The organism is Haemophilus sp. C1, assembly GCF_001276515.1.
Classification (GTDB): Bacteria; Pseudomonadota; Gammaproteobacteria; order Enterobacterales; family Pasteurellaceae; genus Haemophilus.
The window spans coordinates 106,104-118,088 of record NZ_LDVZ01000004.1 but is presented as its reverse complement, the minus strand read 5'-3'; the positions used below and the strand labels follow the sequence as shown (position 1 = coordinate 118,088).

The following is an 11,985-nucleotide window of genomic DNA, read 5'->3' as shown; positions in this document are numbered from 1 at the left end:
AACAAGTGCCCACACAGATTGTCTGATATATTGTTAAAGAGCAAAAAACAACGACGCACTTGTAAACTTAAATACTTCACAACAGTGCGTCGTTGTGTGCGGTGCATTATAGGGATTTTGAAAACCCTTGCAAGTACTTTTTTGTAAAAATATTTAAAAAAATGATCTTTTGGATAAAGTTAATACAAAAAGGTCTATTTGACATCGATTTTAGTCTATTTTTATTACATCTAAAGATTCAAATCCCCATAGATGTAAAGATTTTTTGAATTGGGCTTCTTCGGGAAAATGTGCGGTGCAAAACATTTGATTATATTTTTCATTTTGTGCTTGTAGATTTTTATCATCAAGTAAATATTTGATCCGTTTAGCTATTGCTACACTCGGATCCATAAAATATTTAACTTGTGGCAAGCACAACTGAATTTCATCTTTGATTAATGGGAAATGGGTGCAGCCTAACACTAATGTATCCAAATCTGCCATATTTGCCCACGGAGATAATTCATTTTTTAAGCTAATTAGATCAATGGAATGACCACGAATTTTTTGCTCCGCAATTTCGACTAATTTTGTGCTTCCCAATCTCTCAACCACACAATCTTGCGCAAATTTATTAATTAAATCATCAATATAATGACGCTTTATAGTCCCTTTTGTTGCCAATAAACCAATATGTTTTGTCTTTGTCATTTCTGATGCAGGTTTAATAGCAGGTACAGTCCCAATGATAGGAATATCAAAAGCAGCTCGCAAAGGCGGAAGCACAACAGTACTCGCTGTATTGCAAGCTATCACGATTGCATCTAATGGATAACGTTGATTAATAAGTTGGCAAATTCTTAAAGTTCGATGAATGATACTTTCTTCTTCACGTTCTGAATAAGGGAAGCCAGCATTATCAAAACAATAGAGATAATGCCAATTTGGTAATAATTTTTTAGCTTCACGATATACGCTAAACCCACCCACTCCAGAATCAAAAAAGAGTACAGTTGGGCGTTTTTCTTTTTTATCCATTTAAAACTCTTTGAAAATTAACCGCACTTTTAAGCGTTCGAGTAAATCTCTTTATTATTTAACCAACGACGAATCAGACTTTCTGCTATATCTGGGTATTTTTGGATAAGTGATTTCGCATAAAATTGCACCGTTGGTATCATTTTTCTATCTCGCATTAAATTTGCTACTCGCAATTCATCGATGCCTGTTTGTTTAGTTCCAAGCACTTCGCCAGGCCCGCGAATTTCTAAGTCTTTTTCAGAAATAACAAAACCATCTTGGCTATCTCGTAGCACTTGCAAGCGTTTTTGCGAAACTTTACTTAGCGGAGGTTTATACATTAGTACACAAAAAGAAGCTGTACTGCCTCGACCGACACGCCCTCGTAACTGATGAAGTTGCGATAAACCTAAACGCTCTGCATTTTCGATAATCATCAAACTAGCATTCGGCACATCAACACCCACTTCGATTACTGTCGTCGCCACCAATAAATCCAATTCTGCATTTTTAAAACGCATCATGACATCTTGTTTTTCTTGTGGTTTCATCCGCCCGTGCACTAACCCAATATTTAACATAGGTAATGCCTTAGTTAGATCTTCCCAAATCGCTTCAGCTGCTTGAGCTTCTAAAACCTCTGATTCATCAATTAACGTACACACCCAATAGGCTTGGCGTTTTTCATTAACACAAGCGTTTTTTACACGCATCACAATTTCAGCGCGACGTTCTTCAGAAACCACTACGGTTGTTATCGGCGTACGGCCTGGAGGCAATTCATCAATAATTGATGTATCCAAATCTGCATAGACGGTCATTGCCAACGTTCTTGGAATCGGCGTTGCCGTCATAATTAACTGATGAGGATAAAATCCTGCTTTTTCGCCCTTTTCACGCAACATTAATCGTTGATGCACACCAAAACGGTGTTGTTCATCAATAATCACTAATGCTAAGTCGGAAAACTCTACTTCTTCTTGGAATAAAGCATGCGTCCCCACCACCATTTGCACCGCACCAGTTTTAATTTTTTCAAGCTCTGCTTGTCTTGATTTTCCTTTTACTTTACCAGCTAACCAACCAACTTCAATACCGAAAGGCTCAAACCAACGTCGGAAATTATTCGCATGCTGTTCTGCTAGTATTTCTGTTGGTGCCATTAAGGCGACTTGTTTGCCGTTATCAATTGCAGTTAAAGCAGCCAGTGCAGCAACCAATGTTTTTCCCGAGCCGACATCCCCTTGCACTAAGCGCATCATCGGATAATCTTTGATAAGATCTTGTTCTATATCCGACACTACTCGCTTTTGCGCATTAGTTGGTTGAAATGGCAAGGTGGCTAAAAATCGCTGTTTCAAATCTGTTTGATAATGTAGCGGTAAGGCAGAGAATTGCTGCGTTCCTAACCGCACTTTTTGCATAGCTAAATTATGTGCCAGCAGCTCTTCAAAGATTAAGCGCTGTTGTGCAGGATGCTTACCTTGCTCTAACATTTCTAATGAAATATCTGGTGGAGGGCGATGCAATAATCGCAATGCTTCTTTTAAGCTATATTGATGTGGATTAAATTCATTAGGCAAAATTTCTGCAATCTTAACTTTGTCGAGTAATGCCAAAGCCTGATCCGTTAATTTTCGTAATGAATTTTGTTTTAGCCCTTCCGTCGTGGAATAAATCGGCGTTAGCGTTTCTTCCAATACTATGGGCGCATTATCTCGCACAATTTGATATTCTGGATGATGAATTTCTGGCATGTGACGCCCACGTTTCACTTCGCCAAAAGCCTTTACTCGCACTCCTACTTGAAAACTATTACGCATCCCCGCATTAAAATTGAAAAAACGTAACATAATTTTCGATGTGCCGTCTGACAAACTAACCGATAAAATCGGGCGACGGCCAAAAGCAACCTCACTGGTTTGGACAATTCCTTCAATGGTAAAATATTGTTCGGAACGAAGATTAGCGATTGGCGTAATTCGCGTACGATCTTCATAGCGAATAGGTAAATGAAAGAGTAAATCTTGCAGATTATGAATGCCGATTTTAGCCAGTTTATTAGAAATGGCCGCGCCAACACCAGAGAGGCTGGTCAAAGGTACGGCATCGAGAAGTTCAAGGCTCATAGCTCATTAATATTGCGTTTGATATTCACTACACCAGTGATGCCTTTAATGCGATGAACGATATTGGCAAGGTGTTTGATATCTTTTACACAAACCTGCAAAATCACAAGCAATAAATTGTTCTCTAATTCTTCCGTCCAAATATTTTGAAGACTGCTTTCGCTCGCAGAAATTGCGGTCATTAAACTAAGCAAGGCATTCTGCTCATTCAATATTTCTATTTGTAATTCTGCCTCAAAATTCACCGCACTTTGAACGTTATCCCATTTAGCCAACGATTGGCGACAAGCATTTTTCAAACTTGCACAATGTTGATGGTGAACCACAACTGTATTTTTTCCTGTACAACATCCTACAATAGGATCACCAGGGATTGGATGGCAACATTGAGCAAATTGTGTTTTACCAACTTGCATTGGTGCAATAGTGAGTATTTTTGATTCAAATTCAAAATTCTGAGTATTAGCAGATTCTAATGGCACGCCCACAAATTGATGTGCAATGATAGAGGCAGACTGATTGCCTAAACCAATTTCTCGTAATAATTCATCTAAAGAAGAAAGTGCTAAAGCATCTAATACAGTTCTAATTTGTTGAATAGAAAAATCACCTAAATTATGTGGTTGTAATGCTGCATTAAGCTCAACTTCGCCTAATTTCACCGCATCCTCTTCACAACGCTGTTTGAGATAATGGCGAATCCGTGTTTTCGCACGCGCAGTTACCACGAAATTTAACCAGGCGGCTTCAGGATGCGCATTTGGATCGGTGATGATATTGACCGTTTGACCAGATTCAAGGGCTTGCGAAAGCGGATAAGGTTTATGCTCAACAGTCACACCAACACAAGTATTTCCCACATCTGAATGCACAGCATAAGCGAAATCTACTGCCGTTGCGCCCATTGGCAATTCAACAATTCGACCTTTTGGCGTAAAAACATAAATTTCTTTCGGGAAAAACTCTGATTTTACATTCTCAATAAACTCAAACGAATTACCTACACTTTGTTGAATTTCGACCAAACTTTGCAGCCAGCGTTGTGCGCGAATTTGTGCGGTTGTACTATCGTTTTTACCATTTTCTTTATAAACCCAATGGGCCGTGATACCCATTTCTGCGACTTGTTCCATATCCTCTGTATGGATATGAACTTCTACGGGAACTCCTTTCGGACCAATCATTGAAGTTTGCAAAGACTGATAGCCATTTGCTTTAGGTACCGCAATATAATCCTTAACTCGGCCAGGACGTGGCTTATAAAGATTATGCATTTGCCCCAAAACGCGATAACAATCATCAACATTTTTTACAATCACACGAAACGCATAAATATCCATGATAGAGTGGAATTCTTGATCCTTTATGCGCATTTTTTGATAGATCTTGTAAAGGTGTTTTTCACGTCCCCACACTCGGGCAAAAATGCCTGCGTTTTCTAACCGCACTTTAATCTCTTGTGAAATACGTTCGATTAAATCTTGTCGATTACTCCGCGCCACATCAATGAGTTTTTTCAATACCTCATAACGGTGTGGATGCATTGCTTGAAAAGATAAGTCTTCTAATTCATTTTTAATATGCTCAATACCTAAACGATGAGCAAGCGGACAATAGATTTCAAGGGTTTCTTTCGCAATACGGCGACGTTTATCTGGTCGTAACGAACCTAGCGTGCGCATATTATGCGTGCGGTCAGCAAGCTTGATTAACACAACGCGAATATCACGCGTCATCGCCAAAATCATTTTGCGAAAATTCTCGACTTGTGCTTCTTGGCGAGTACGAAATTTCAACTTATCGAGTTTTGATACACCGTCCACAATTTCAGCCACACTAGCACCAAACTCTTCTTTCAGTTGTTCTTCCGTATAAGGTGTATCTTCGATAACATCGTGCAAAAGCGCAGCCATTACTGCTTCGTGATCTAAGTGAAGTTGAGCAATAATAGAGGCTACCGCCACAGGATGGGTAATGTAAGGTTCGCCGCTGGAGCGAAATTGTCCTTCGTGCGCATCTCTTGCAATCACAAACGCACGCTTGATGAGTTCAATTTTATCTGCGGGCAAATACCCTTGAATAATTCGATCTAAATCCGCAAACAGTTCCAAAGGAGACCTACTTATCGTTGAAAGAGAAAGTGCGGTTAAAATATCGTGATTTTTTACCGCACTTTTAAAAGATTATTCTGTAATTAATGCAACAGCTGCTTCTTCCGTTTCTTGCACTTTCGCCATTTCTTGGAATTCTTGTGCATCCATAATATCTTGATTAATCAAACCTTTTTCGATTTCACGCAATGCGATTACTGTTGGTTTGTCATTATCTTCTGGCACTAACGGCGCACTTTGGTTAAGTTGTAATTGTCTTGCACGACGCGCAGCCGTTAAAATTAAATCAAAACGGTTACCAATTTTTTCTACCGCATCTTGCACAGTAACACGAGCCATAATTTACTCCGATTTGTCAAAAATTACTCTATTGAAAGGGCGTTATAATACTCAATTTCGCCCTATTTTGCTAGTAGCTGTTGAATTAACATTGCATTTTGTTTTTGTTGATAATCTTTTGTTAAGCGTTCCGATTGCAAAATACTTTGTAAATCTTTTAATGCTTTCTCAAAATCATCATTCACAATGACATAATCATATTCGTCATAATGCGAAATTTCACTTATCGCTTTTGACATTCGTTCAGCGATAACCTCTTCACTATCTTGCCCACGACCAATTAAACGACGCTCTAATTCAGGCAATGAAGGCGGTAAAATAAAAATGCTTTTTACTGAAGGCACTTTTTTACGGATTTGTTGGGCGCCCTGCCAATCAATATCTAAAAATACATCAATGCCTTTTGCTAAATTTTCTTCAATCGCAGGTAAAGAGGTTCCATAATAATTGCCACCAAAAACTTTGGCATATTCTAGAAATAAATCTTGCTCAATGAGTGATTCAAACTCTTCTTTTGATACAAAATAATAATGTACACCTTCAACTTCACCTGGACGTGGGGCTCGTGTCGTATGTGATACAGACACCATTTTTTGAGCTGAACTATCTGATGCCAATAACGCTGAAATTAATGAAGATTTTCCTGCGCCACTTGGTGCAGATAAAATATAAAGATTACCTTGAGACATAGAATATCTAACCTTCTCTAACAATTTCAGTCTATTATGCAGATTTCTCTATAAAAAATCATCAAAAGTGCGGTGATTTTTTACGGTACTTTTTCATTCTAATAATGATTTGATATAGATCACAAAAAAGTAGTAGGGTTTATAGTTTTATAAAAATGCTCGTGCTATACTCTGTGCGCTGTCTTACTGAGTGAGCAGTATTACTCAAAGCAAACAGATTTGTTTAACTTAAATAAAAGGTGAAAATCTTATGGCAATTAAAATTGGTATCAATGGTTTCGGCCGTATCGGTCGTATCGTATTCCGTGCAGCACAACACCGTGATGACATAGAAGTTGTAGGTATTAACGACTTAATCGACGTTGAATACATGGCTTATATGTTGAAATATGATTCAACTCACGGTCGTTTCGACGGCACTGTTGAAGTGAAAGATGGTAACTTAGTGGTTAATGGGAAAACTATCCGTGTAACTGCAGAACGTGATCCAGCAAACTTAAACTGGGGTGCAATCGGTGTTGATATCGCTGTTGAAGCAACTGGTTTATTCTTAACTGATGAAACTGCTCGTAAACACATCACTGCAGGCGCGAAAAAAGTTGTATTAACTGGCCCATCTAAAGATGCAACCCCAATGTTCGTTCGTGGTGTAAACTTCAACGCATACGCAGGTCAAGATATCGTTTCTAACGCATCTTGTACAACAAACTGTTTAGCTCCTTTAGCACGTGTTGTTCATGAAACTTTCGGTATCAAAGATGGTTTAATGACCACTGTTCACGCAACAACTGCAACTCAAAAAACTGTGGATGGTCCATCAGCTAAAGACTGGCGCGGCGGCCGCGGTGCATCACAAAACATCATTCCATCTTCAACAGGTGCAGCGAAAGCAGTAGGTAAAGTATTACCTGCATTAAACGGTAAATTAACTGGTATGGCTTTCCGTGTTCCAACTCCAAACGTATCTGTTGTTGACTTAACTGTTAACCTTGAAAAACCAGCTTCTTACGATGCAATCAAACAAGCAATTAAAGATGCAGCTGAAGGTAAAACTTTCAATGGCGAATTAAAAGGCGTATTAGGTTACACTGAAGATGCTGTTGTTTCTACTGACTTCAACGGCTGTGCTTTAACTTCTGTATTTGATGCAGACGCTGGTATCGCATTAACTGATTCTTTCGTTAAATTAGTATCTTGGTACGATAACGAAACGGGTTACTCAAACAAAGTATTAGACTTAGTAGCTCACATTTACAACTACAAAGGCTAATTAAAACTTTAGAAAAATTAACCGCTCTTCGGAGCGGTTTTTTATTATCTATAATTTAGTTTACGATCTAAAAATGAACAAGGGATCACTAAAAATAATTTAAAACAATCAATATTCTTCTAGCTTTTATTCCTATTTAAGATTATATTAGCGCACAACTGTTCGCTCAATAAAAATCAAAAATAGGGTTAATATGAATCTCGATCTCCATTTTGTTAATCGTATTCAACAACAAGCCAAAACTCGTGCAAATATGACCGCACTTCGCTATAAAGAACACGGCTTGTGGAGAGACATCTCTTGGAAAAATTTTCAAGAGCAACTCAATCAACTTTCTCATGCATTGCTTGCTCACAATATTGACGTGCAAGATAAAATCGCCATTTTTGCCCATAATATGGAACGTTGGACAATCGCTGACATTGCGACCTTACAAATTCGCGCAATTACAGTGCCTATTTACGCAACCAATACAGCCCAGCAAGCAGAATTTATCTTAAATCACGCCGATGTAAAAATTCTCTTCGTCGGCGATCAAGAGCAATACGATCAAGCATTGGAAATTGCTCATCATTGTCCAAAATTACAAAAAATTGTGGTAATGAAATCCACCATTCAATTACAACAAGATCCTCTTTCTTGCACTTGGGAAAATTTTATTGAAACAGGTTCAAACGCCCAACAAAATGAACTAACCCAACGCTTAAACCAAAAACAATTATCGGATTTATTTACGATTATTTATACCTCGGGCACTACTGGAGAACCTAAGGGTGTCATGTTAGATTACGCTAATCTCGCTCACCAATTAGAAACACATGATCTTTCACTTAATGTGACAGATCGGGACGTTTCACTTTCTTTCTTACCGTTCTCTCATATTTTTGAACGAGCTTGGGCGTCTTATATTCTTCATAGAGGTGCAATACTTTGCTATTTAGAAGATACCAATCAAGTGCGGTTAGCTTTAACGGAAATTCGCCCAACTTTAATGTGCGCCGTGCCACGTTTCTATGAAAAAATTTATGCAGCCGTATTGGATAAAGTTCAAAAAGCACCAAAACTTCGCCAAATAATGTTCCATTGGGCAATTTCTGTGGGACAAAAACATTTTGATCTACGTGCGAATAACAAAGCTATTCCATTCTTATTGAAAAAACAATTTGCTTTAGCGGATAAATTAGTGCTCTCAAAACTTCGCCAATTATTGGGTGGGCGTATAAAAATGATGCCTTGCGGAGGAGCAAAATTAGAACCAGCTATTGGGCTATTTTTCCATGCTATTGGCATCAATATCAAATTAGGCTATGGCATGACAGAAACAACTGCAACCGTTTCTTGCTGGCATGATTTCCAATTTAACCCAAATTCAATCGGCACACTCATGCCAAAAGCGGAAGTTAAAATTGGGGAAAATAATGAAATCCTCGTGCGTGGCGGAATGGTGATGAAAGGCTATTACAAGAAGCCAGAAGAAACAGCTCAAGCCTTCACAGAAGATGGTTTCTTAAAAACTGGCGATGCGGGAGAATTTGACGAACAAGGGAATTTATTTATTATCGATCGTATTAAAGAATTAATGAAAACCTCAAATGGAAAATATATCGCGCCGCAATATATCGAAAGCAAAATCGGTAAAGATAAATTTATCGAACAAATTGCGATCATCGCCGATGCGAAAAAATATGTATCTGCACTTATTGTGCCTTGCTTTGATAGTTTGGAAGAATACGCTAAACAGATCAATATTAAATATCATGACCGTTTAGAATTATTAAAAAATTCTGAAATTCTAAAAATGTTTGAGCAACGTATTAATTCGGTGCAAAAAGAATTAGCTCATTTCGAGCAAGTAAAAAAATTCACGCTACTTTCTCAAGCATTTAGCATTAAATTGGGTGAAATTACACCAACATTAAAATTGCGTAGAAAAGTGATTTTAGAACGTTATCGTAAGCAAATTGAAGATATGTATAATTCAAAAGAATCAAAAAATTTATAACTAAAAGGCTCTCGTTGAGAGCCTTTTTCTTACCGATTATTCAGGAAATTTTTCTTCCAAAATTAATGCTAGCCCATCTTCATTATTGGTCGCGGTGACTACATTTGCAGCTTGTTTAATTTCATCAGGTGCATTTCCCATTGCAACACCAAGCCCGACATGTTCTAGCATATCCAGATCATTAAAGTTATCACCAAACGCAATCACCTCACTGGTTTGTACGCCAAAATAATCTTCCAAAAAACACACCGCACTTCCTTTGGTAGCACTCTTATGCATCACCTCTAAAAAGTTAGCATGAGAACGACAAATACTCAGATGTGGAAATTTTTCCTTTAAAATAATTTCAATCTCAATGATTTCTTGAGCTTCCCCAATAATTTGAATTTTATGCGGCGAACGTGTCGCTACTTCATCAAAAGGATGAATCTCAATTTTAGTGACGCTGCGTTCAAAAATCACCCATTTATTTTCTACGTCACGAGCATGGCAATCATTATTTGTATAATAATTTACACCAAGCAAAGGGTGATCCGCCAAAACGGTATTAATGTCTAAAATATCTTTTGGTTCAATTTGTACGCTATAAATTGGTTCAAGGTGTTGATTCAAAATAAGCGCGCCACTAAATGCAACAAGCACATTATTCGTTTCAAGCTGTTTCCAATAAGGCAAAATCCCCAAAGGAGAACGCGCCGAAATTGGCACAAAAGGAATACCATTCGCCGTTAAACGCTTAATTGCTGCAACAGTTCGAGGGGAAATGGTATGTTGAGAGGTTAATAAGGTGCCATCAAAATCACTAAATACCGCTTTATACATCATTACTCCGAATAAAGATTATTTCTCTGCTAGATAAGGATCATCAAAGCCTAATCCTTGCATAATTTGGGTTTCTAAACTTTCCATTTCTTCAGCTTCATCGTCTTCAATATGATCGTAACCGAGTAAATGTAAGCTACCGTGCACGACCATATGTGCCCAATGTGCCATTAATGGTTTCTCTTGTTCTGCGGCTTCTCGCTCCACGACTTGACGACAAATAACGAGATCCCCTAGTAATGGCAACTCCACCTCATCGGGGCATTCAAATGGAAATGAAAGTACGTTAGTCGGGCGATCCTTGCCACGATAAGTTAAATTTAATTCATGGCTTTCGGTTTCATCCACGATACGAACCGTCATTTCGACTTCATCCCCTTCCGGTTTAACAGCAGCTGTTGCCCACTGCACAATCTGTTCTTCTGTTGGCAACCCCTCTATATTTTCTGTGGCAATTTGCAGATCAACGAATATACTTCCCATTTCACTCTCCTAAATTCTTTTCAATTTCTGACCGCTCTTTTTCACGTTCGGCTTTACGAAGCTCCGCTAATTCTTTTCGACGAATTTCATCTTGAACTTCCCATTCTTCGTATGCTTGCACGACTTTAGCCACCACCGGATGACGCACAATATCTTTGCTATCAAAATAGTTAAAACTTAATTCAGGTACTTTTTCCAACACTTCAATAGCATGGCGTAAACCAGATTTTGTGCTACGAGGTAAGTCAATTTGCGTAATATCGCCCGTAATCACGGCTTTAGAATTAAAACCAATACGAGTTAAAAACATTTTCATTTGCTCAACTGTCGTATTTTGGCTTTCATCTAAAATAATAAAACTATCATTAAGTGTACGCCCACGCATATAAGCCAAAGGGGCAATTTCAATAACATTACGTTCCATTAATTTTTGCACACGCTCAAAACCTAGCATTTCAAACAACGCATCATAAAGCGGACGTAAATAAGGTTCGATTTTCTGACCTAAATCTCCTGGTAAAAAACCTAGCTTTTCGCCTGCTTCCACCGCAGGGCGAGTAAGTAAAATTCGACGAATTTCTTGACGCTCTAAAGCCTCAACTGCAGCAGCAACCGCTAAAAAAGTTTTCCCCGTTCCTGCTGGGCCAATACCAAAACTAATATCGTGAGTTAAAATATTATGTAAATATTGAACTTGATTTTCGCCTCGAGGTTTAATCACACCTCGTTTAGTTTTAATCGTTGTACTGAAAACATTATTTTCAGCGCGGTTCGGTTCAGCTTGAGATAACATTCGGCTTTCTTGTAAAGCCATATGCACATCTTCCAAATCTAACTCTTTCACTTTACCTTTTACGGGCGCAGTTTCAACATATAAATCTTGAATTAATTTCACCGCACTTTTTATCAATTTTGCATGACAAGGTTTTGGATCCTCTTCCACTGTATCAATATTAAAAGTGAAATTATGACGAGCAATGACAAGATTAAATTCTTTTTCGATAAGTTTTAGATGATCATCAAATGCACCACATAAAGATTGCAAACGTGCGTTATCTTGAGGTTCGAGAGTAAATGAAAGCATGAGGACACTAAGCTGGTGAAAATTGCGGTTATTCTAGCGTAATTACAGTTTTAT

General features: G+C 38.2%; 10 protein-coding genes. 2 read left to right on the top strand and 8 right to left on the bottom strand.

Annotation, left to right across the window (positions count from 1 at the left end):
* Positions 1–210 precede the first annotated feature (210 nt).
* From murI to gmk, 5 genes are all read right to left on the bottom strand, one after another.
* A complete protein-coding gene (gene murI / locus ABW51_RS02900) occupies positions 211–1,020 on the bottom strand; it encodes a glutamate racemase (RefSeq protein WP_053465495.1) in 810 nt (269 codons plus the stop codon).
* A gap of 29 nt (positions 1,021–1,049) precedes the next feature.
* The gene (gene recG, locus ABW51_RS02895; RefSeq protein ID WP_053465494.1) at positions 1,050–3,131 is read right to left on the bottom strand and encodes an ATP-dependent DNA helicase RecG; all 2,082 of its coding nucleotides are present in this window, start codon (positions 3,129–3,131) and stop codon (positions 1,050–1,052) included.
* Positions 3,128–5,242, bottom strand: coding sequence for a bifunctional GTP diphosphokinase/guanosine-3',5'-bis pyrophosphate 3'-pyrophosphohydrolase (gene spoT, locus ABW51_RS02890; protein WP_053465493.1), 2,115 nt, complete (start codon positions 5,240–5,242; stop codon positions 3,128–3,130). The genes recG and spoT overlap by 4 nt, the downstream gene beginning before the upstream one ends.
* 72 nt (positions 5,243–5,314) lie before the next feature.
* Positions 5,315–5,581 carry a DNA-directed RNA polymerase subunit omega gene (gene rpoZ / locus ABW51_RS02885; protein ID WP_005625717.1) on the bottom strand — a complete coding sequence of 89 codons (267 nt, stop codon included), beginning with the start codon at positions 5,579–5,581 and terminating at the stop codon, positions 5,315–5,317.
* Positions 5,582–5,643: 62 nt separating this feature from the next.
* Positions 5,644–6,270 (bottom strand): guanylate kinase, encoded by a 627-nt coding sequence (gene gmk / locus ABW51_RS02880; RefSeq protein WP_053465492.1) that lies wholly within the window; start codon positions 6,268–6,270, stop codon positions 5,644–5,646.
* Between the two features lie 250 nt (positions 6,271–6,520).
* On the opposite strand from gmk, the gene gap reads away from it, so the two are divergent.
* Both gap and ABW51_RS02870 read left to right on the top strand, forming a co-directional pair.
* A complete protein-coding gene (gap, locus tag ABW51_RS02875; protein WP_005646416.1) occupies positions 6,521–7,540 on the top strand; it encodes a type I glyceraldehyde-3-phosphate dehydrogenase in 1,020 nt (339 codons plus the stop codon).
* Positions 7,541–7,733: 193 nt separating this feature from the next.
* Positions 7,734–9,542, top strand: a complete 1,809-nt coding sequence (locus ABW51_RS02870) for an AMP-dependent synthetase/ligase (protein ID WP_053465491.1) — start codon at positions 7,734–7,736, stop codon at positions 9,540–9,542.
* A gap of 36 nt (positions 9,543–9,578) precedes the next feature.
* Here the strand turns inward: ABW51_RS02870 and ABW51_RS02865 are convergent, their stop codons facing one another.
* The 3 genes from ABW51_RS02865 to ABW51_RS02855 are packed head-to-tail and all read right to left on the bottom strand — an operon-like array spanning position 9,579 to position 11,931.
* Positions 9,579–10,364, bottom strand: coding sequence for a Cof-type HAD-IIB family hydrolase (locus ABW51_RS02865; protein ID WP_005630495.1), 786 nt, complete (start codon positions 10,362–10,364; stop codon positions 9,579–9,581).
* A gap of 18 nt (positions 10,365–10,382) precedes the next feature.
* Positions 10,383–10,847 (bottom strand): rRNA maturation RNase YbeY, encoded by a 465-nt coding sequence (gene ybeY / locus ABW51_RS02860; protein WP_053465490.1) that lies wholly within the window; start codon positions 10,845–10,847, stop codon positions 10,383–10,385.
* Between the two features lies 1 nt (position 10,848).
* Positions 10,849–11,931 carry a PhoH family protein gene (locus ABW51_RS02855; protein ID WP_053465489.1) on the bottom strand — a complete coding sequence of 361 codons (1,083 nt, stop codon included), beginning with the start codon at positions 11,929–11,931 and terminating at the stop codon, positions 10,849–10,851.
* Positions 11,932–11,985: the final 54 nt, after the last annotated feature.

Bases quoted from the DNA above. Each gene is read 5' to 3' on its own strand.
- ABW51_RS02855 (WP_053465489.1), bottom strand. From the start codon at position 11,931: ATGCTTTCATTTACTCTCGAACCTCAAGATAACGCACGTTTGCAATCT.
- gap (WP_005646416.1), top strand. From the start codon at position 6,521: ATGGCAATTAAAATTGGTATCAATGGTTTCGGCCGTATCGGTCGTATC.
- ABW51_RS02865 (WP_005630495.1), bottom strand. From the start codon at position 10,364: ATGTATAAAGCGGTATTTAGTGATTTTGATGGCACCTTATTAACCTCT.
- rpoZ (WP_005625717.1), bottom strand. From the start codon at position 5,581: ATGGCTCGTGTTACTGTGCAAGATGCGGTAGAAAAAATTGGTAACCGT.
- gmk (WP_053465492.1), bottom strand. From the start codon at position 6,270: ATGTCTCAAGGTAATCTTTATATTTTATCTGCACCAAGTGGCGCAGGA.
- ybeY (WP_053465490.1), bottom strand. From the start codon at position 10,847: ATGGGAAGTATATTCGTTGATCTGCAAATTGCCACAGAAAATATAGAG.
- murI (WP_053465495.1), bottom strand. From the start codon at position 1,020: ATGGATAAAAAAGAAAAACGCCCAACTGTACTCTTTTTTGATTCTGGA.
- ABW51_RS02870 (WP_053465491.1), top strand. From the start codon at position 7,734: ATGAATCTCGATCTCCATTTTGTTAATCGTATTCAACAACAAGCCAAA.
- recG (WP_053465494.1), bottom strand. From the start codon at position 3,131: ATGAGCCTTGAACTTCTCGATGCCGTACCTTTGACCAGCCTCTCTGGT.